This window comes from Paenibacillus sp. FSL F4-0087 (assembly GCF_038020215.1).
In the GTDB taxonomy this organism is placed as follows: domain Bacteria; phylum Bacillota; class Bacilli; order Paenibacillales; family Paenibacillaceae; genus Paenibacillus; species Paenibacillus taichungensis.
The window spans coordinates 2,030,802-2,052,392 of the sequence record NZ_JBBODJ010000001.1; the positions used below are offsets into that span (position 1 = coordinate 2,030,802).

Annotated in this window: 18 protein-coding genes; 8 read left to right on the forward strand and 10 right to left on the reverse strand. The window is 47.8% G+C overall.

The window, feature by feature from the left end; translation table 11 throughout:
- Window positions 1-280 precede the first annotated feature (280 nt).
- The 4 genes from MHB84_RS09465 to MHB84_RS09480 all read right to left on the reverse strand — a co-directional run bounded on the left by MHB84_RS09465 (window position 281) and on the right by MHB84_RS09480 (window position 6,353).
- A complete protein-coding gene (locus MHB84_RS09465) occupies window positions 281-2,518 on the reverse strand; it encodes a transglutaminase domain-containing protein (RefSeq protein ID WP_341143030.1) in 2,238 nt (745 codons plus the stop codon).
- A 112-nt stretch (window positions 2,519-2,630) separates the two neighbouring features.
- Window positions 2,631-3,995, reverse strand: a complete 1,365-nt coding sequence (locus MHB84_RS09470; protein WP_076292232.1) for a DUF58 domain-containing protein — start codon at window positions 3,993-3,995, stop codon at window positions 2,631-2,633.
- Window positions 3,992-4,981, reverse strand: a complete 990-nt coding sequence (locus MHB84_RS09475; RefSeq protein WP_076292231.1) for an AAA family ATPase — start codon at window positions 4,979-4,981, stop codon at window positions 3,992-3,994. The genes MHB84_RS09470 and MHB84_RS09475 overlap by 4 nt, the downstream gene beginning before the upstream one ends.
- 103 nt (window positions 4,982-5,084) lie before the next feature.
- Window positions 5,085-6,353 carry a polysaccharide deacetylase gene (locus MHB84_RS09480; RefSeq protein WP_076292230.1) on the reverse strand — a complete coding sequence of 423 codons (1,269 nt, stop codon included), beginning with the start codon at window positions 6,351-6,353 and terminating at the stop codon, window positions 5,085-5,087.
- Between the two features lie 245 nt (window positions 6,354-6,598).
- Here MHB84_RS09480 and MHB84_RS09485 point away from each other — a divergent pair, with 245 nt between their 5' ends.
- Window positions 6,599-7,243: a DedA family protein gene (locus tag MHB84_RS09485; RefSeq protein ID WP_076292229.1), complete on the forward strand. Its 645-nt coding sequence runs from the start codon at window positions 6,599-6,601 to the stop codon at window positions 7,241-7,243.
- A gap of 143 nt (window positions 7,244-7,386) precedes the next feature.
- Here the strand turns inward: MHB84_RS09485 and MHB84_RS09490 are convergent, their stop codons facing one another.
- Window positions 7,387-8,700: an MFS transporter gene (locus tag MHB84_RS09490; RefSeq protein ID WP_076292228.1), complete on the reverse strand. Its 1,314-nt coding sequence runs from the start codon at window positions 8,698-8,700 to the stop codon at window positions 7,387-7,389.
- Between the two features lie 175 nt (window positions 8,701-8,875).
- On the opposite strand from MHB84_RS09490, the gene MHB84_RS09495 reads away from it, so the two are divergent.
- Genes MHB84_RS09495 through MHB84_RS09515 form a run of 5 tightly spaced genes read left to right on the forward strand, consistent with a single transcriptional unit; the run spans window position 8,876 to window position 14,147 of the window.
- On the forward strand, window positions 8,876-10,387 hold the full coding sequence (locus MHB84_RS09495) for a spore germination protein (protein WP_076292227.1): 1,512 nt from the start codon (window positions 8,876-8,878) through the stop codon (window positions 10,385-10,387).
- Between the two features lie 18 nt (window positions 10,388-10,405).
- Window positions 10,406-11,608: a Ger(x)C family spore germination protein gene (locus MHB84_RS09500; RefSeq protein ID WP_076292226.1), complete on the forward strand. Its 1,203-nt coding sequence runs from the start codon at window positions 10,406-10,408 to the stop codon at window positions 11,606-11,608.
- A gap of 5 nt (window positions 11,609-11,613) precedes the next feature.
- On the forward strand, window positions 11,614-11,850 hold the full coding sequence (locus MHB84_RS09505; RefSeq protein WP_083679151.1) for a hypothetical protein: 237 nt from the start codon (window positions 11,614-11,616) through the stop codon (window positions 11,848-11,850).
- 18 nt (window positions 11,851-11,868) lie between these two features.
- Complete coding sequence (locus MHB84_RS09510) at window positions 11,869-12,975, forward strand: GerAB/ArcD/ProY family transporter (protein ID WP_076292225.1); 1,107 nt, start codon at window positions 11,869-11,871, stop codon at window positions 12,973-12,975.
- Between the two features lie 44 nt (window positions 12,976-13,019).
- Window positions 13,020-14,147, forward strand: coding sequence for a GerAB/ArcD/ProY family transporter (locus MHB84_RS09515; RefSeq protein ID WP_076292224.1), 1,128 nt, complete (start codon window positions 13,020-13,022; stop codon window positions 14,145-14,147).
- Between the two features lie 93 nt (window positions 14,148-14,240).
- On the opposite strand, the gene bcp is transcribed toward MHB84_RS09515, so the two are convergent.
- The 4 genes from bcp to MHB84_RS09535 are packed head-to-tail and all read right to left on the reverse strand — an operon-like array spanning window position 14,241 to window position 17,384.
- A complete protein-coding gene (gene bcp / locus MHB84_RS09520) occupies window positions 14,241-14,705 on the reverse strand; it encodes a thioredoxin-dependent thiol peroxidase (RefSeq protein WP_076292223.1) in 465 nt (154 codons plus the stop codon).
- A gap of 46 nt (window positions 14,706-14,751) precedes the next feature.
- Entirely contained in the window at window positions 14,752-15,528 is a 777-nt protein-coding gene (locus MHB84_RS09525; RefSeq protein WP_175382219.1) for an ABC transporter permease, read from the reverse strand.
- Window positions 15,529-15,541: 13 nt separating this feature from the next.
- On the reverse strand, window positions 15,542-16,336 hold the full coding sequence (locus MHB84_RS09530; RefSeq protein ID WP_076292222.1) for an ABC transporter permease: 795 nt from the start codon (window positions 16,334-16,336) through the stop codon (window positions 15,542-15,544).
- 1 nt (window position 16,337) lies between these two features.
- Window positions 16,338-17,384 carry an ABC transporter ATP-binding protein gene (locus MHB84_RS09535; RefSeq protein ID WP_063568167.1) on the reverse strand — a complete coding sequence of 349 codons (1,047 nt, stop codon included), beginning with the start codon at window positions 17,382-17,384 and terminating at the stop codon, window positions 16,338-16,340.
- A 204-nt stretch (window positions 17,385-17,588) separates the two neighbouring features.
- Here MHB84_RS09535 and MHB84_RS09540 point away from each other — a divergent pair, with 204 nt between their 5' ends.
- The gene (locus MHB84_RS09540; RefSeq protein WP_076292221.1) at window positions 17,589-18,632 is read left to right on the forward strand and encodes an LCP family protein; all 1,044 of its coding nucleotides are present in this window, start codon (window positions 17,589-17,591) and stop codon (window positions 18,630-18,632) included.
- Between the two features lie 80 nt (window positions 18,633-18,712).
- The gene (locus tag MHB84_RS09545) at window positions 18,713-20,032 is read left to right on the forward strand and encodes a glutamate-1-semialdehyde 2,1-aminomutase (RefSeq protein ID WP_076292220.1); all 1,320 of its coding nucleotides are present in this window, start codon (window positions 18,713-18,715) and stop codon (window positions 20,030-20,032) included.
- Between the two features lie 92 nt (window positions 20,033-20,124).
- Here the strand turns inward: MHB84_RS09545 and MHB84_RS09550 are convergent, their stop codons facing one another.
- Window positions 20,125-21,519: an aminotransferase-like domain-containing protein gene (locus MHB84_RS09550; RefSeq protein WP_076292219.1), complete on the reverse strand. Its 1,395-nt coding sequence runs from the start codon at window positions 21,517-21,519 to the stop codon at window positions 20,125-20,127.
- Between the last annotated feature and the right edge of the window lie 72 nt (window positions 21,520-21,591).

The window sequence follows — 21,591 nt, forward strand, 5'->3', positions numbered from 1 at the left end:
CAACGACAAAACATACCGTCAAGGAAAGGCGAAACTCCTTTTTTCGACATCTCAAAACATGGCATTTTCAACGCCTGAGATTACGGTATTCGGTCGAATGTTCTCGCCTCTTTTCTATATATTTTCCGATCGGAAATATAAGAAAAGTTTTGAGGCACTATTTTCAGCATAAAAGAGATCTTCCGCACGGAGTCTCATAGTGTATGATCGTGGAAAGACGCCTCGTTCGCTTTAGGGGCGAGAAAGGCGTCCTATGTTTAGCGCTGCGCTGTACTTCGTGTTACAGCGCCTGCATGCGCCGGGCCAGATGAAGTGCCCGGCGCAGGAAGTCCAGACTGTCCGCGCGCAGCGGACGGTCCGGCCCGTACAGCAGCCGTTCCCAGTCGGCTGCGAACCGCGCGATGTCCGCGCCGTCCGTGCCTGCGGCCACGGCGGGAGACGCTGCATATTCACGCAGCGTCATTCCCGGCGGCCGCGGGCCGTAGCGGCGCGCGAGCGCGGTCCAGACCGGAGCGGCGGCGTTGAGCAGCCGCTCGCGGTCCGGAAAGCTGCTGCGCGGCCACGCCAGCAGCAGCCTTAGCCGCAGCGCGGGGCGTAGCCGCCGCATGCGGATGGCCCCAGCGGCGCACAGCAGCGCCGCTGCCGCAAGGGCTGCCGCGAGCCATGGGTGCGCGGCAATGGCCCGAGCGCGGGCGAGCAGCCATGCGCCCGCGTGAGCTGCCCCGCCGTCCGTCTGCGGCGGGGTTAAGGCAACGGGCTGCTGCCCACTGAGTGCAGCGGCATCTTGGCCTTCACCCTGCGTCATGGTGAAGCCTGGCGTAGCCTCGAACGGCATCCAACCCGCGCCTGGAAAATACACTTCTACCCAGGAGTGTGCATCTCCCTGGGTCACAATGTATTGCCCCGAGACGTCCGCATCGGCTTCCCCGGGTCCGAATCCCTTAACCCAGCGTGCCGGAATGCCCTCTGCACGTAGCAGCACAATCATAGCTGTCGAGAAATGATTGCAGTATCCCTGCCGTGTAACGAATAGAAAATCATCTACAAAATCAGTTCCGCGTGGCGGCATACGGGTATCCAGCGTATATTCGGCGTGGTCGGCAAGGTAAGTTTTTACAGCCTGCACGGCATCATAACGGGTCTCACTCCCCTGAATGATATCCTTGGCAAGAGCCTGCACGCGTCCTGGAAGCGTAGTTGGTAGCTGCAGATACGTTCTGCGAATTGCAGCCGGATCTTTCATGTTGGACTTCTTTCCCAGAAGGCGAAGTTGTTCAGGTGTTGCCACGGGAATCATGACATCTGCCGTATAACTTTTGACAGTTTGATTGTCATAATTAGCCGCGAGCCATAACGTTGCGGAGTCTTCATTTGATAGCAGTAAACGTTTATTCTTCTGATTATCACTATTCTTATCCTGGAACGACAGATTGAGTGGCATTCCACCTGTGAAGAGGGGATTGGGTCCTCTCCACTCTCGCTTCATCGTTACCGTTTGACGAATACGTTGCCAATAGGCTGGGTATTCCCAACCGTCGGTACGCACCAATCCGGATGGACTTGTCGTCTCAAAGCTCTGCACAGGATCACTCCAGGTGCTTCCGTTATAATATGAACGGGTCTCGCCCCGCCAATACGTAGCTTCCGGACTTTTTGCCGTAAAAAAAATCGTGTCTCCCTGCACCAAAGGTGCGCCCATTGGTGCATCCGCTGTACTGTATCCTGTGACGGCAGTTGTTGCAGGAATACTTCCGTGCTGTGTATAGCCTGCCCAGCGGGCCAAACGCTCACCCATCTGCTCAAGTGAAATACGTTCCGGTGGAGGAATAGTGGCAAGCTGACCAGGGATTGCTGAGAAAAGTACCATGCCTGTCGACACCGCAAGCGTTACCGCAGACCAACGGCCATAAGGACTATGCTTAAAGATCGGTGTGGTGACCCCGCCGTTAAGGCGAAGCAACTGTAACATGGCCTGAATGAGTAGAATCCACAACACAGAACGTATCACGGAAGCATATACATCCAGCCCGGCAAAGGATTCAAGCAGCAGTAAATAGACCAATGTTGCACTGCCAAAAAGCATCACACTTCGTCGCAGCAGTACCAGTGACTGCACGGAAGCCATCAGCATGCTCCAACCGCACATCATGAGCAGACCTCTTGTCTCCACACTAATCGAGTGAAAACGCCACGTACTCATGAAACTGCCCATATCGGCAGAAAGAGTGGTCGGATAGGTAACTGCCCATCCAGCAAGGTCATTACCTCCATACATGCAACATAATGCGGCTAGAGCAATGAAGAGTCTAATCAGTATTCCCGTGATCCAACCCGTACGAAGCAACCCCGCGAGCAGCAAGGCCCCCGTTAATCCTGTCATCACGGATAAGAATCGTTCACTGCCCTGCTGACCCGTTGACGTAACCGGATAAATCCACTCCATGGACAATATAAGCAAAATGGCAGAAAGACCGATTCTGTAAAGGAGAGGCTCCGAACTGTAGCCGGGACTCTTCAAATCTACTCCAGATGTCCTGGTTTCAGCTTTATATATGGAATGCACAGACTCTAACCCTAAACTTGCGGTGTGCCTCCGGTCAGCCACAGTGGAATTCGCTTGAGAGTTTCCATTATGCTCCCACATCCGTTACCTCCGCCTTTCTCATTGAAGGTAAAGAGCCGTCTGTAATCCAATGGATCTGTACTCCACTTTGACGAAGTTGTTCCACACTTTCATTGTCCATGTCACGAATAGTTTGATCTGTTGCAATGGACTGTGCTGTTGCTACAGCTACAGTGGTATCTGCCGCATCAACATGATGTCCTCGCTTCTGAGCCATATGGCTGCTGAGTGATTCCGCTCGCGATATAGGTGATGAACCTTCTCCGGCCATGAACTCCGTTAACTGAACCTCTACCCTGTATCCCAACCCGATTGCACACATTACCCACTCCACCAAAGCGTCATCCATTTTGCCAGTGAGGATCACAATTCGTGAGCCGATCGCCATTCTATCCAACATCTCTGTACGAAGCGATGGAGATACAGCTTGAGGCGCGGAAATTCGCGCCTGAGCCAGCTTGTCCAGCGCATGATTTTCAGGCGAGGGCAGGAGTTCTTGCTGCCATATCTCCTGATGAGCAGATCCTGACCCACCACCTTCCGTCCACAGTTGATAAGGAATATTGTCACGTTCAGCGGTATGAATCCAACGGGCAGCTGCACGGACTACACGTTCAAAAGCGGGCGTATCTCTCTTCTCTGACTGCCGCACTTCATAACCGGATGCGCCTTCATACACCAGTATACCCAGCGAGACAGAATCAGAGGTTTCAGGCAAAAATGTCTGAAGTCGACCCGTTTTGGCTGTGCTTTTCCAATGAACACGCCCCAGTGGGTCTCCTTGCTGATATTCCCGGAACTCAGGACTGCGATTCCCTTGACTACTTCTTCGCTCAGACAGTGTATCTTCTCCCACTGCCGAGTATTCTCCGGGATTATTCTCACCCCATTCCGCTGCTTGGGGAACAACAATGAGCGAGGTATGATTCACAGTCTCTGCGGAGACCGTATTCCATCCGAAAACATCACCCCAGTACAATCTGCTTGATTCCCATCTGTATACACCTCTGCGCAAACCCGATAATTCATATTGATACGTAAACTGGCGACGGGTTCCCGGAAATAGTAACTTACGGTGTACACCGGCAGGTGTATTCTCACACAGAATGATCCATAACAGTGGAATCGGGCAGTCGAATTTCAGTTCCACGGCCACTCGCGTTCTTTCGCCTGCCACAACCCGATTCGCATGCATTTGCCGCCGAATGTTAATATTGCGCGGACCGAGAAAATGGATAATCAGTGCGCTTGCGAGCATCAAGGCTGCCATAATGGATAGAAAAAGCGCGGCCTTGCCGCCATGCCATACATACAAAGAGGCAAAAGCTATGACCAGGACAGCACCCAACATCCGTTGACCCAGCGCAGTCATTGACGCCGTCCCCTTCCCTGTGCCGCCATCTGAACAGGTACAGGAACCGATGATAGAGCTTCCTGAATCACCTGCGCCTGTGCCCAGATTTCCGCTCTGTTCTGGGATTTCAATTGAACGCGATGGGATAGGACAGGCACAGCCATCTCTTTCACATCATCGGGAATGACATAACTGCGCCCTTGCAGGTAAGCAAACGATTGTGCAGCGGCCATCCAGGCCAATGTTCCGCGCGGGCTGATACCCAGTCTTACCGCAGTGTGACTTCTGGAGGCAACGGCAACAGCAACCAGATACTGTTTGACAACAGAGTCCACATGTACATGTTTTACTTCACGCTGCATGGCTACGACTTCTTCAGCAAGCATGACAGGGCGAAGTTCATCAAGCAGTTCTCTGCTTTGCATCCGGGTTAATAGCTCGACTTCCTGCTCCGGATCAGGATACCCCAGTCCAATCTTCATGATAAAACGATCCAGCTGCGCTTCAGGCAAACGATAAGTGCCCTCAAACTGCAACGGATTCTGCGTCGCCAGCAAAAAGAATGGGCGCGGCAAAGCATAGGTTGTGCCATCCACCGTAACGCGCCGTTCCTCCATCGCTTCCAGAAGTGCTGACTGAGTGCGGGGGGAAGCGCGATTGATTTCATCGGCCAGCACAATATTGGACATGACGGGTCCTGGTCGAAACTTAAATTCTCCCGTATGCGGATGATACATCGACGTGCCCGTCACATCTGCCGGCATCACATCCGACGTGAACTGAATTCGTCCCATGGAGCAATCCAGTGCAGAAGCGACGGCGCGAACCAGCATCGTTTTGCCGGTACCCGGTACATCTTCCAGAAGTACATGACCTCCACTCAGCATTGCAGTTAACACATAACGAATCTCTTGTTTTTTGCCTATGATCACACTTTCAACTCGCTTCATAACTCTATTCAGCAATTCTACAGCATGTTCATGTTCCATTCGGATATAAGACATATCTTCTAATCTCCTTCCATCCATCGGCATTCCTGAACCATACTAATCTATGATTCAGTGTTGCCCGGAAGTAGAGAGAATAGTCCTGTACGAACGACTTTATTCAGATCAATTTATCCAAATACATGCTGTTAGCTGCTGCTAGAGGAACGCTGGCTTTAACCATCCATTCCTTTTCATTCGCCTTTAGTGAATCAACGGTTACTCCCATATGCTCCATCAATTCACGTAGCGGAACCCAGATCGTTCCCCCCTGACTCTGCACGACTCCCTCTGTCGTTCTGTCATTCAACTGGTCTGAACGTTTCGTTGTCAGATCCCCGCTGACACTGTCTGCATGGATGGTTCGGTCTTTCCATACGGCTGTGGCTGTTCGGGTCTCTGCATTCCAACGAGCGCTACCACCGAACTTTTTCATAAAGGTCCGCAAAGGCACCATGATCCGCTGATCTTCCACGCGAAATTCTCCTTGCTTCAATGTGGCTGCTGCCAATCCAATTTCCACCTTCAGTTCCTTGCCGGCCAACCACAGGTTGCTGTTCTCTTGTACATTTTCTGCGATCCATTCCTTACTCGGGGCTTTGCGAGACTTGTATTTACCATTGGAATCGGTTCGGAATTGAACAGGCTCATCCGAGGCCTTCATCGTTTCAAAACGAAATCCCTGATCGCTGTAATACTTGATAATGCCAGGTAGTGCTTTTACCGTCTCGGCATGAGCGCCTCCATCATGCATCAATACAATGACCGAACGTGCTCCGGCAGGCACCTTGGTCGCATTGCGTAAGATTTCTTTGGCTGGAACACCCTTCCGTTTGGAATCACCACTGTCTACGTTCCAGTCCATAACGGTGTACCCGCCCAATTTCAGCAGATCAAAATAACTCTTATCAAAATGTCCGTAGGTACCGCCCGGTGCCCGGACCAGATTCGGTCTAAATCCGGTAATTCGCTCTACGACTGACTCTGTCTGTTTGATCTGCTTCCAGAACACTTTGAAATCACTATATAGCTGTTCATAATTATGATTAAACGTATGATTGCCCAAAGCATGTCCATCTTCCACAACCGCACGGATCATCTCAGGATAACGTTCTGCCTGCTCTCCAAGCACAAAAAATGTAGCCAAAACCTGTTCCTTGCGCAAAATATCCAATACTTCACGGGTATGGTTACCCGGTCCATCGTCAAAACTCAAATAGACTACCTTATCTTGAGGATTCTCTTCTTTAGGGGCAGGTGCATCAGACCCCGATACAGAGGAAGCGTAAGTTGTGCCTGCAGATGCAGCGAATACACACAGCAGTACAACTATGCGAAGTATTAGTACAGACCATTTTCCAGATAATAATGTATGTATTGGCGTTAACATGTACGAATCGACCTCCAACGTCTCTAGTGAATTTGCTGATAGACTTCAGCAGATTTGTTAGAATTATATGGAGGACGCACTGAAAAAAGACGCGATTTTGTTTTATAATTTTTCACAATTTGGGATGGCTCGTGATTGATTCTTGGCTTCGGATTAGGTAGCATAATGGACAGGTAGGATCGTGAACAAAACTCCTTGGAGAGTAAGCATCTCCTCCCACCCTGTCTGCAGGAGAGTGAAGTCTATTGGAATTGCTTGAGAAGGTCCAGCATCTGTTTGGATCCTACGGATACAGCGTTTTGTTTTTTGGTTTATTGCTGGAATTCATCGCCCTTCCCTTCCCGGGAGAAACGACTATGGCTTATGCAGGATTTCTGTCCTACAAGGGTCATCTGGACTTTGGAATACTTGCCATCCTTGCTTTTCTGGGAACGACGATTGGCATGACGATCACTTATTTTATTGGGGCCAAAGCAGGTCTACCGTTCATTACACGATATGGAAAATGGTTTCTGATGAAACAGGACAAGCTGGATAAAACGCAAAAGTGGTTTGCCAAGTACGGTAATGCCCTGATCTTCATCGGTTATTTCATTCCGGGAGTGAGACATTTCACCGGATATTTCGCGGGTATAGCCGCTGTTCCCTTTCGTAAATTTGCTCTCTATGCCTATTCAGGCGCACTGTTCTGGGTCATGCTGTTCCTAGGCATCGGCAAAATATTTGGACCGCAATGGAACGCTGTGTTTCAGCTTGTTCATCAATATGCTCCATACATCGTGGCGGGGATCGGACTGCTGCTGATTGCAGCCGTACTGTACCGTTATCGAAAAGCGTGGGTAGCTCGATCGTTGCGCAAACCTGCCGCTATTCGGCAAAGACAAAAATAAACGACAGCACTCACATATTAGTCGATGATATCAATGGTTGGATTCAGACACATTTAGCTCAGAGATTTTTGTGCCCTGTGGAACCTCAGGTTATATTTTCTGTTTCTGATAATAGCAAGGAGCTGCATATCGCGGCTCCTTTTTTATGTTCTTCTTTTGCTTATACGTCTAATGTTAAAAACCTCACGCGCCCTTAACCATCCATAGGTTGTAAGCAAAACAGCAATGGCCGCAAAACCCAATCCGCCTGCAAAACCAAGCTTCCGTGGCTCCACCACTTCTAATAACAAACCCGCACCAAACATGGATAACCCCAGCATGGTACTACTGCAAGCCGTCACCAAGCCATAGATGAGCCCTCGGTATTTCTCAGGTGTTTCATTCATCAGCAATGTATCCAGACAAGCATTGCCTACTCCTGACATAAGGGCCAGCAGAATATAAATCAGCACTGCGATCACTGGCAGAGTCACCACACTAAGCAGCATAAGTAATCCCCCTTCCACAAGTAGACACAGGACTACTCCCGGGAGCAGCCAATGCTGAAAATAACGAGAGTACCAGTTACTTAATACCAGCCCTGCCCCAAGCGCCGCATAGAACAGACCTACACCCCAATCCCCAAGGGAAAATACTTCAATTGCATAAACACTGATCAATACATTATCAATCCCGTTGATGACAGGTACCCATAACTCGAATAGGATGATGATCTGTAATGCTACAGAGGATCGAACCAGCCTCCATATCACCGAAGGAACATGATCTGCACCTTTGGTACGAGTAATCACTGAAGATTTACCAGAAGCTGCTGTGGCTGATCTCTCCATACTTTCAAGTGATATCTCATTTGATTCCGTACCCATTCTGGATGGAAACGAGACTTTTCGGATCAAAACAGCAGCCATCAAAAAGCACACCGCATTGGTTATAAACGCAGCCTGCGGCCCCATGACTGATGAGGTGATTCCCCCAAGAAAGGCACCTACGATCAGCACCGTACCATTCATTACCTGTTCAAGTCCGTTAATTTTGAGCAAATGATCCGGCTGTACAAGCAGTGGTATACCTGATTTGCGGACCGGCGCATAGAGAGCCTCAGCACAGGCTAGTAAAGTACTCGCTGTATATAGAATCCACAAATCATCTGCACTATCTACGAGTAAATAGCTCAGAGCAAGAGGCACCCTTATCAAATTGGTAAACAGCATAATCTTCCGCCGTGAGAAACGCATGGTTAACAAGCCGCCTGCAGGAGCAAGCAACAGAAATGGAAGCACACGCAGACCAAGGGCCAGTCCTACAGCAATTCCAGATCCTGTTGTGCTGAGAATTAACGAAAGCATGGCTACCTGACAGAAACGGTCACCTATGCCGTTCACTAATCCCGCGATAAAGAACTTGCGGTATTCCGATTCTTTTTGTAACAAAATCAGAATGGACGATCTAAACAACATGACAAATCCTCTTTTCTTTTACATTAGATATTAATCTAATTAGATAATATTCTAATATGAAAGAATTAACAATATGCTTTTTATTTTATGGGATATTCAATAACAATTTTGTGATAATCCTGATTCATCCAGGTCATACTAATTTGCAAATATAGGGTGTATAAGGGGTGAAGGAATGAGTACTGCAACGCAGAGCAGACAGGGTCAGAGAATATCTCCGAATCTTACGGAGAATACGGATTATTGCAAGAAAGTAATGGGGAACAGCAAAGACTTGATGATTCGTCCTCTGCAGTGTTTGCACAAATGGCCTTCTGTCATGTTGTACATCGATGGAATGGTAGACGTGCAGATTGTGAATCATTCCATTCTCGAACCCTTGTTACAGACCCGTGAACTGCCTGACTTTTCGGCGGATAACGAGCATTTGAGCTATCTCCAGAATGATGTCTTGGTCGCCAGCAATGTAGTACTAATCAATGAGATAAAAGACGTTCTTGACGCCCTTCTGGCGGGCTTTGCCGTTGTACTCCTAGAAGGTTCCGATCAGGGACTGAAAATTGCAGCTGCAGGATGGGAAGATCGTGCCGTCGGTGAACCGATTTCCCAGACGGTTGTACGAGGACCCATGGAAGGCTTTAATGAAAATTTGCGTACGAATACAGGCTTGATACGCAAACGAATTCGAGACCCCCATCTTTGGATTGAAGAAAGGGAGATTGGCCGAGTTTCCAACACTAGGGTTGCCGTGGTGTATCTGGAGCATATCGTCGATCAAGAGGTTGTAAACGAACTGCGGCGCAGACTTGATGAGATTGATATTGACGCTATTCTGGAAAGCGGATATATCGAAGAGCTTGTGCAAGACAAAACAGGTACCATCTTCCCTACGGTCTATAACAGCGAGCGACCGGACACCGTATGTGCTGCTTTGCTCGAAGGACGGGTAGCGATCATTATAGACGGCACTCCATTCGTACTGCTTGTCCCAGCCCTGTTTGTTCATTTCTTTCAGTCTCCAGAAGACTACTACCAACGGGCCGATATTAGCTCATTAATTCGAATGATTCGTTACTTGGCCTTCTTTATCGCGCTGCTCGCTCCATCCTTTTATATTGCCATTACAACCTTTCATCAAGAGATGCTGCCTACCAACCTGCTTATCAGCTTAGCAGCACAGCGTGAAGGCGTTCCATTCCCGGCATTTATTGAAGCCATCTTAATGGAGTTGACCTATGAAATTTTGCGGGAAGCTGGCATACGGATTCCGAAAACGGTCGGTCAGGCCGTTTCCATTGTGGGTACCCTTGTTATTGGTCAAGCTGCGGTAGATGCAGGCGTTGTATCGGCTGCCATGGTTATTATCGTATCCATTACAGCGATATCCAGTTATGTTATTCCAGAAAATGGATTATCCATTTCTGTACGGATTCTGCGATTTGTACTGATGATTCTGGCTGCCGCCTTTGGTTTCTACGGAATTCTGATGGTTCTGCTGATTACGGTAACCCATTTATGCAGTTTAAGATCTTTCGGTGTGTCTTATATGTCCCCATTCGCACCTTACATTGGGAAAGATCTCAAAGATACCATCTTCCGCGTGCCTTGGGCCCGGATGAAGACACGTCCGCTTTCTACCGGGACTGCGAATGAAACCAGACAAGCTGACAAAAAAACGAAGCGATAATCGGTAAGGAGAACGTGTATGAACAAATGCCTACAATTAATTCTGTCCTTTGCCGTTCTGCTCCCTCTCCTTACCGGATGCTGGGATCGCCAGGAACTTAATGAACTCGGTATTATGCTGGGACTGGGTGTGGACAAGGATGGTGACATGATTAAAGTAAGTGCTCAAGTGGTTGTCCCTAATGAAGTTTCCTCCAAATCAGGGGGAGGCAAAGGGACCCCTGTGACTCAGTATCAGGCTTCTGCCCCAACGCTGTTTGAAGCTATTCAGAAACTGACAGAGTCAAGCCCACGCCGTATCTTTATGGCGCACATACGTATTTTGGTATATGGCGAAGAATACGCCCGCAAAGTCGGGATTTATGATGTGACCGAAGCTCTAATGCGGGAACCTACAGTTCGGCCTGACTATTACGTCATGGTGGCCAGAAATACAACGGCTTCCAAAGTGCTTGACGTGATGACACCTCTTGAAAACTTACCTGCGGAGAAAATGTTCAATTCATTGGATGTCTCCACCAAGACATGGTCACCGACAACAACTGTAACCGGCGATCAGTTAATGGAATATATTTTGTCTCCCGGAATACAGCCTGTGATTACCGGTGTAGAGGTCGTTGGCAATCCGGAGAAAAGCGGACATCAGGAAAATATTGCAACTATTAAGGCTCCTGCCCGACTGAATTCAACCGGGCTGTCCGTATTCAGAGAAGATAAGCTGATTGGCTGGCTAACGGAGGATGAATCCAAGGGGTATAACTACATTCGAAACAATGTAGTATCCACCATCAGTCATCTACCTTGTCGCAAAGACGGATATGTCACCTTCAAAGCACTCCGCACAACGACGAAACGGAGTGCAAAAGTCGTTGCCGGACATCCTGTAATCAATATCAAAATGAAAAATGTATCGTCTATAGGTGCCGTGGAATGTGGAATCAAAATAGGATCAATGGAAGTACTCAAGCAATTGGAACGAGACAGTGAGGAACGGCTCGTAGAGCTGATGCAAAAATCCGTCAAGTCGGTACAGCGTAAATTTCACGTCGATATTTTCGGATTCGGGCAGGAGGTTTATCACGCTGATCCCAAGTTCTTCAAAAAGGTGGAGAAGGATTGGGATCACTATCTAGAAGATCTGGATGTCGATTACAAAGTTAATGTGCAAATCAAACGTGTAGGCACGTTGGATGATTCATTCAAAGATCAAATTAGGGAGTGAGACAGGTGTTGCTTACACTTAGTGTAGTTGTGACTGCAGGGATCATTGGATGGTACGATCTGCCTGGGCTCATACGTCGTAAGGAATGGAAAGAAACGGCTGTTTACAGTGTCTTACTGCTCTTGGCTACCATTCTCAGTGTCTTTGCGGCCAACCTGTGGGAAATCCCAAGCCCACTTTATCTCATCATATGGATCTATGAACCTGTAAATCAATTTCTGGCACATTTGACTGGAACTTAGGAAAAAGGAGGGGACATTATGCTTGAGAAGGGTCGCATCGGAACAAGACAATTGTCCATCCTCATTTTCATGATGGTGGTCGGGGATATGATGCTCATCTATCCCTCGGTCATCACATCCTATGCCAAACAAAATGCCTGGATATGTGCTCTTATCGGGGTTCCATTGGGAATGGCCCTCATCCTTATGTTTTTAAAGCTGTGCAACCTGTATCCCGAGAAAAATCTGATACAGATTGCACGGAGCATTCTGGGATTTTGGCCAGGCACTCTGGTATCCGGATTTTATCTTTTCTTTTTTGTTATAGGTGCCTCAACACACACCCGAGAGGTTGGAGATTTCCTTACCTCCCAAATCTTTCAGTACACCCCAATTCGCGTCATCATTCTAATGTTTGTCATTACGGTTGGTTGGGGGTTATATCATGGTCTGGAAACGATGGGGAGAAGCAGTGAATTGCTGATGCCTATCCTGATTGTGTTTATTCTCGTGCTTGCATTCTGTTTACTGCCCCAAGTTGATCCCAGCAACTTGAAACCTATAACGGATACCGGTGTCGTGCCCATCCTGCAGGGCATTCTCGTAAGTATCATATATCCGGTAGGTGAACTGGTCCCCATTATGATGATTATTCCCTACACGCTTAAACAGGCTCATCGAACTCGGGATGTTCTTATGGCGGCAGGACTTGGCAACTTGTTGCTGGCTATATTGGTTACCATCTCTCTGCTTGTTCTAGGTGCTTTCCTTACACAGCACAACATCTATGCTTCCTTTATTTTATCTCAGAAGATTAACATCGGTGGTTTCTTTGAGCGTATTGAAGCCATCATGGCCTCTTCCTGGCTGATCTCCACGTATGTTAAAGCGATGGTGTATATGTACGCATTTATCGTCGGATGCGCCGAACTATTTAAGCTCAAGCAGTATCGGATACTCATCCTTCCTGCATCATTGCTTATATTCGGCCTTGCCAATCTGGTTTCGCCCAATTTGACCTTCATTGTCATTACGGTCGTCCCATATTGGGTAGATTGGGACACCACATTGAGCATTATTTTGCCGGGACTATTACTGTTGGTGCATATGTTCAAAAAGGGCTGGAAAAACAAACCTTCGGGATAAGGTAATGCTGGAGTTCTACTATGTCAGTAAGGAGGCTGGAGACCATGATAATTAAAGATAAAATTACCATTAGGCAATTCACCTTGCTTACCTTTCTTGTCATGGTTGGGGATATGATTTTGATCTATCCATCGTTGGTCACTACCTTGGGTAAACAGGATGCATGGATATGCTCATTCCTCAGTCAGCCCATCGGTCTATTTATCATTTGGATTTTGTACAAACTACAACAAACCTCCCCTGAACTATCTTTAATAGAAATTTGCAAGAAATTTCTTGGTACATGGATTGGATCGGTCTTGTCTATTGGTTACCTATTCTATTTTGCAATAGGCGCTGCCATTTGTATCCGCGAAGTTGGAGACTTTATGACGACTCAAATCTACCTCGAGACCCCCATCCGTGTCATTTTGATTATGCTCATGTGTTCACTGATCTGGGGCCTAATGAAAGGATTGCAAACCATGGGAGCAACCAGTGAACTATTGACCCCTATTGTTGTTGTCTTCATGGCACTCCTGTTCGTGGGGTTGCTGCCCAACATAAAAGTTTCACATCTGCAGCCTATCTTTAACATCAGCCGGGTTCATTTAATTGAAACCGTTGTACGTGGAGCATTTACATCCTTCGGGGAGTTGCTCGTGCTTACGATGATTCTTCCTTATGTAGTGTCAGGGCCGCACCTTAAACGAGACCTGTTGCTTGCCACTTTCTGCGGAGGTCTGCTCCTGTGTATACTGTTATTGTTTTCCCTTATGGTTGTGGGTCCTTTCCTAACCCAACATAACATTTTTATTTCGTATACCCTGTCTCAAAAAATTAATATCGGTAACTTCTTTGAGCGTATTGAAGCCTTCATGGCTACTGCCTGGTTAATTGCGACCTATTTCAAAAGTCTGCTGTACATGTTCGCTTTTGTTATCGGATTAGCTCAGCTGTTTCAGTTGAAAACCTACAAACCGCTTATTCTCCCTTCATCCTTGCTCATGTTTGCATTGGCCATCCTGATCTCCCCCAATGTCATTTTTTATATCGAAACCATTATGCCTGCATGGGTGGATTGGGACATGACTTGCAGTTTTATTATTCCTCTGCTGCTTTTACTTGTTCATCGCATTCGCTTTGGCAAGAACAGAAAAAATCAGCCCCCTCCAGAACGCTTGCCCACATAAAAAGGCTGTGCTTCACGGTATACACCGCGAACACAGCCTTTATTTATGAAGTAAACATTTTGTCGATGTGTAGAGAACAGACGAGTTAACTTCCTAAAGTTGCTGTACAGCCTCAAGTGCTGCTTCAATATGGCCTTTAACCCGCACTTTCAACCACGACTTCAGAAGTAAACCCTCTTCATCAATGAGAAATGTGGAGCGTACCATCCCCATGTATTCCTTGCCATACATCTTTTTGAGCTGCCATACGCCGTATTGCTCGGCAACCTTATGTTCTTCGTCGGATAACAGGATGAATGGCAAGCCGTATTTCGCTATGAATTTGTCGTGCTGCTTCATCGGATCAATACTAATCCCCAGAATAACTGTATTTAACCCCTTAAACTCCTCATGACGATCACGGAAATCGCATGCCTGCTGTGTACAGGAAGAGGTCATATCCTTCGGGTAAAAATATATCAACACCCGCTGTCCGCGATAATCCGAGAGCTTCACCGTCTCTCCCGTACTGGACGGAAGTTCAAAGTCTGGTGCCAGCTTGCCTTCGGTTAATGTCATCTCATTTCCTCCTTTATCTCGTCCATCCCTTCACAACGGACTTCTGTTATGATCCTGCTCCGCGATATTTCTTCACGCCATAATTCCATAGCAGAAGGCCGATAGAGCCAAACACCAATCCCATCACAGGTGTTAGCATCGCCATACGATGCATCTCGGATCGTTCCAGGAACAGGGCTGCCGGATAAATGCCAACGAAGGCAAATGGAATGACCCACGTTAACAGGACCTGAATCGCACGGTTATAGATAGTTACGGGATAACGTCCATATCCCTGAATGTTGTACATTAATGGCAGGATGCCTGTAGGCGCGTCCGAATAGAAAGACAACGACGTCAAAGTGATATAGATTCCTGCATAGATTAACACGGAGCTAAGTGTAAGAATAATGAGGGCCGGAATATGCCACCACTCCAGCACAAGTCCCATCTCTGCACCACTGATGACCATAATGATCAGACCGATAAACGAACCAACGAGTGCAGGCGGGTCCACATTTTCGAGTAAAATTTGGAACAGGTTATGCGCAGGTCGTGTTAATATGCGATCCATCTCGCCTTTGACAATATACCGTTCACTGAACCCCCACAGATTGATAAAACAACTGAAAATGCCGTAAGGCACCATAAAATATCCATAAACAAAAAGGACTTCACTCTCACTCCAGCCGCCCAAATTATCCGTATGTCGGAATACCACAAAGATAAAAATCAAATTGGTTGCCTGGAACAGCAAATCCGAAAGGATTTCGACCCAAAAGTCGGCGCGGTACGTGAGACGTGTTTTCATATAATTTTTTAAATATTCCCAGATCAGACCCATGTAGTACACTCTGTTATCCTCCTTGCACGAACAGACGCTTGCGCGCCTGACGCCAGATCAGCATCATCGGAATGAGCAGTATGACAAACCAGAACACCTGAATACCGAGTACGCTCCAGATGCCTGTGCCTTCCACTCTTCCGGTGAAAACCGAACCGGGCAGATACGTTATGGCCTGAAAAGGCAATACTTTCATTACTGAAGACATCCAGCCCGGATAGAGGCTGATTGGAATGATCAGACCTGAAAACAGATCAACCACAACGCGTTTCATGCGCATCATACCTTCATTGTTTTCCACAAAAAATGCGGCCAGTCCCGTAATGACATTAATCTGGGAGTTAATGAGGAAACTGAAGAACAGCATAACCAGAAAGCCAACCCACGCGGACGGCGCCGTAGGCAGTTCAACCGGAAACAACAGAATGGCAATGAGCATTCCAGGAATCATGAGCAGCAGGAAACGGAAAATACCTTCGCCCAGCCCCTGCATCATTTTGACCATGACATAGTTGATCGGTCTTATGAATTGAATGGCAATGGAGCCATCCCGAATGTCTGCAGCTATTTCCCGATCCAGGTTGTTAAAATAAAACGCACGCGCCATCCACGATACAGCCACATATGTCGTCATCTGAGCTGCCGTAAAACCACCCAATTCACCACTACTGCCGTAAATGGCTTGCCACGTAAAGTAATACACGCCGATATTCAGCGTATATATCAAAATGCCGGAATAATAATTCACCCGGTATGCAAGCATCGTCAGGAACCGGATGCGCATAAAATCAAAAAATGCACTATTCATGTTAGGATACACCCACCGCTTCATTCTTTGCTCCCACAATCTCGGGACGCTCGGCTGAACCGGATTGGTAAATACTGCGCACGATCTCATCCGTGTTAATCTCAATAATCTGAATATCGGTAATATCTGCCTGTCCAACGACACGTCCCAGCACATCCGATACGTTGAGTTCAAGTGGAATCCAGACCGAAGCGGACAGTTCGTTCTCCACCGTCCAGCGAACAGGAAGAGCAGCTGTCCATTCCAGCATTTGTTCCATGGGGTGAGCCGTACCAAACTTGAACCGGATTTCCCGTTCTTTACCCCACTGGGATTTTAGATGATCCAACCCGCCATCATAGATGATATTGCCCGCATCGAGCATAATAACTCTTGAACATAAAGCTTCGATGTCCTGCAGATCGTGGGTTGTCAGCAAAATGGTTGTTCCGTGTTCCTTATTCATGTCTTTCAGGAATTCGCGGATTTCCGACTTCACAACAATATCCAGACCTATGGTTGGCTCATCCAGAAACACAATATCCGGATTATGCAGCAGCGCAGCAACCAGCTCACAGCGCATACGCTGTCCAAGACTGAGCTTGCGTACCGGACGGTTCAGCAGATCCTGAAGCTGTAACCGCTCAACCAATTCATCCAGACGTTTGCGGAAATCGACCTCACCTACTCGATACACCTTGCGCAGCAGATGGAAGGACTCAATGACACCGATATCCCACCAGAGTTGGCTGCGTTGACCAAAAACGACACCAATATTCTGTACAAACTTCTCACGTTCCTGATACGGAACATATCCACCAACCGATATTTGCCCTGATGTAGGCACCAAAATGCCGGTCAACATCTTAATCGTTGTTGATTTACCGGCACCGTTCTCCCCAATATATCCGCATATTTCGCCTTGCGGAATTTGAAATGAAATATCATTTACAGCCAAGACCTCCTGGTATTGACGTGCAAACAGATCCTGGAATGCGCCCTTAAGTCCTCCTCGACTTTTCTGGACGCTAAACGACTTGCGTAAATCTTTGACATCAATCGCCAGCATGATTATACCTCACTTGGATTTTGTTGAAATTGCTTGTAGCCCAAAAAGAAATTATAATAGTATCAGTCAAAATTCAGCAAGCTTTAAAAAATAGTCTGAGGCCGCGTCCTCTGTTGCATCTCACAGATATGTCGTGTACGGAAAGCCTAGGCTAGATCAAATTGGACTCATCTTCATTTATTTTGAATACAAAGGAGAGCTAGCATGACCAGAAAGACGAAGAGAACCATATGGATTTCTCTTGCCGCCTTCGTGCTGATTGTTGGAGGCGCTGCGGCATTTTATTTCGGTTCTATTCTCAATCAGTTGAATGGCTTGCAAAAGGAAGGCGATGAATCGCCGTTTGCCGGTATCGAAAATGTTGAAAAAGTAAGTACACCGGATCCTCCGAAATGGGAAGGCACCGAAACGGTAAATATTCTCGTTATGGGTGTTGATGCCCGCGGGCTGGAGAAGGGGGAAGTTCCTCGTTCTGACAGCATGATGGTCGTTTCGCTAGACCCACTTACCAAAAAAATCAATCTATTCTCCATTCTGCGCGACACATACGTCAACATTGACGGGTATGGCAAGGAACGCATCAATACTGCTATTACCCATGGTCCCAACGTGGCAATGAAAGCTGCCGGAGACCTCTTGGGTATCCCTGTACAGTATTATGTGTATACCGATTTCCAAGGATTCATCAAATTGGTGGATGCCGTTGGCGGTGTGGATTTTGACGTAGAGAAGGACATGCACTATACAAGTAAAGCGGACAATAATGAGTATGATATTGATTTGAAAAAAGGCTACCAGCATTTGGATGGCAACACAGCTCTCATGTACGTTCGTTTCCGTCATGATGCCATGTCGGATTATGCTCGTTCCGAACGGCAGCGCGAATTCCTGAAAGCAGTAGCAGCGAAAATGCAGTCAACAACAACGATTGCCAAACTACCTTCAATTCTGGAAGAAGTAAATCCTTATGTAGATACCAATCTGACCCTCTCCGACATGTGGAAGCTGGGCGGACTTGGATATCAGAGTAGCATGAACGGCAGCGAGCAAATTCCGCCAATGAAAATGCTCAAGGAAGAACGTACCCCAGGCGGAGCTGAAGTGCTGTCGGTAACCAATGAGGAAAAACTCAAGCAATATATTCAAGATATCATTCACCCTCCTGTTCAAGAAGAAGACAGTACTACCGGAGCCGAAGACAAAACGGCAAGTGGTGACGAACAAGATTCCAAGCAACCTGCACAATAATGAAGTGCACACGAAGAGGGCAGCCCATATGCTGCCCTCTCGCTGTGTTTTGTTTATCTAATATGAAAGGAAGTTATCTTATGAATCCATCACGTTCCCGTTCCGAGCTTTTATACGAAGAAGCACTTCAACATATTGTCGGAGGTGTCAACAGCCCCTCCCGTTCATTCAAAGCAGTGGGTGGCGGTGCACCTGTCTTTATGAAAAAGGCGCAAGGAGCGCACTTCTGGGATGTCGACGACAACCGATATATCGATTATCTCGCGGCCTACGGCCCGATTGTTACAGGACATGCTCACCCTCATATTACCCAGGCGATTACCGAGGCAGCAGCAAATGGTGTGCTGTACGGTACGCCTACGGAACTTGAGATCAAGCTCGCTAAAATGCTGAAAGAAGCCATTCCTTCAATGGACAAGGTTCGTTTTGTAAACTCCGGTACAGAAGCAGTCATGACTACCATCCGGGTTGCCCGCGCCTACACCAAACGTAATAAAATTGTGAAATTTGCTGGATGTTACCACGGTCACTCTGACTTGGTCCTTGTGGCAGCAGGTTCGGGGCCTTCCACGCTGGGTATTCCCGACAGTGCAGGCATTCCAACGAGCATTGCGCACGAAGTCATCACGGTACCTTTCAACGATCTGGACAGCCTGAAAGCAGCTCTGGAGCGTTGGGGCGATGATGTCGCCGCAGTCATGGTTGAACCGATTGTCGGCAACTTCGGTATGGTTATGCCAGAACCTGGATTCCTGGAAGGACTCTGTGCCATGACTCGGGACAACGGCTCGCTCGTCATTTACGATGAGGTCATTACAGCCTTCCGTTTCCACTATGGCTCTACACAGACTTACGCTGGACTGGACAATCATTCGGAGATCGAACCGGATCTGACTGCACTTGGTAAAATTATCGGCGGCGGTCTGCCAATCGGTGCTTACGGCGGTCGTAAACAGGTTATGGAGCAGGTTGCTCCACTCGGCCCTGCCTATCAAGCCGGAACGATGGCTGGTAACCCTGCGTCTATCTCTGCGGGTATCGCTTGTCTGGAAGTCCTGCAAGGCGAAGGTGTATATGCGGAGATGGAACGTCTTGCGATTGATCTGACAACAGGCCTTCAGGCTTCTGCGGATCGTCATGGCATTGCATTAACCATTAACCGAATTCGTGGTGCATTTTCCACCCACTTCTGTGACCACCCGATTACGAACTATGATCAAGCCCAGGATACCGACGGTGAACAGTTCGCTTCCTTCTTCCGTCATATGCTGAATCGTGGCATTAATCTGGCTCCTTCCAAATATGAAGCCTGGTTCCTGACTACTGCACATACGGACAAGGATGTTGCGGAAACACTCGAAGCCGCAGAAGCTTCCTTCAAAGCTATGGCTCAGGCGTAGACCGTTATCTAACAAGAACAATTCACACGTCGCAGCATAGCATGTTACTGAAATTAATCACATTCACATGAAATAAGGCGTCCCACAAGCGATTAATCCGCTTGTGTGGACGCCTTTTGCAGTTTCACTATTTCCTCACGGATAATCCGCAGCCCTTCCTTGATCCGCTGCTTTGGAACATTGGATATATTTAACCGCAGCATTTTATCCTGATATATTTCCTGTGCGCCTTCCGGATAATATCGTTCTGTTGTATCGGCAATGACTCCCCGTTGGTCCAACCGGGACAGCAAGACCCTGAGCGGCATATCCTTAGGCAGCGGCAGAACCGTATGCTCCCCTCCAGTACGCGGTGCATTCGCAAATGGGCCGAAGTCTGGGAAGGCATTAAGTTGTTGATACAATTTGTTCATCCGGGCAGCATAGCGGCTGCGGATGACTTTGCCATGGTGGGCAAACATCCCGTTACGGATATAGACCTCAAGTGCTGCCTGGGATAGTACCGCGGTGTCAATGTCGAGCATTTTTTTGTATTTACTAAACGATGCAGTAAGACTTGCAGGCAAAATAGCCACGCCAATCCGCAGGCCGGGAAACAGGATTTTGGAGTAACTTTTCAGATAAATGACTCGCCCTTCCGTATCATATGACCATAACGGGTCCTGCTTCGTGTTCTCTTCCAGATCAGCCAAGAAATCATCCTCTACCAGATAGACATCATAACGCTGCGCCAACCTGATCAATTTTTTCTTCTCAGCTGACGTCAGGGAAGTCCCAATCGGGTTGTGAAAACGCGGCATAACATAAAAAAATTTGATGTCTTCTTCGCGAAACTGTCGTTCGAGCGTGTCCCAATCTAGGCCACCCAGAGAGCGTCTGACCCCAGCAATCGGTACATTCAGACCTTGTAGAAGCGAAGGCATATTATGATAACCCGGCAGTTCCAGCATCACCTGCTTTTTCCCATTCGGAAAAGGCATTAGCGCCAGCACAGCAAGGGCCTGCTGCACCCCTGACGTAATAAAGAACTGCTCATTCCGGGCAAACACCTGATAATCGGCGAATTGCTTCTGCAGCAGATCAATTAATGAAGGTAAGCCTCTCTCAGTTCCATACAAAAACAAATCCGCCTGTTTCTTCTCCATAGCCTGATCCACACAATGGCGAAAATCGGAATAAGGGAATACTCGCGGATCAGGAGCTGCGGAGGCAAAATCCATTGGACCCTGCCATTCCCCATCCTCCACTTCGGCTCCATTCTGTACCGCATAATATCCGGACTGAGGCACCGCGTAGACCAGATGGCGTTCTTCCAGCCACTCGTACGCGCGTATGGCTGTACTTACGCTACATTGATATTGCTCAGCCAGAACACGCACAGCCGGCAGTTTGATGCCTTTATCCTGCCATTGTCCACTGTTCTGCTGGCGCAATTGGTCCTGAATCCATTGCTTAAGTGATTCAGCAATAATTTCGTATTTTCTCATTGGATTCTGCCTCTCCTCCGACTTCAGCATTACTTTAAGTGTACCGGTACAGTATACGTTTTTGTCTATTGT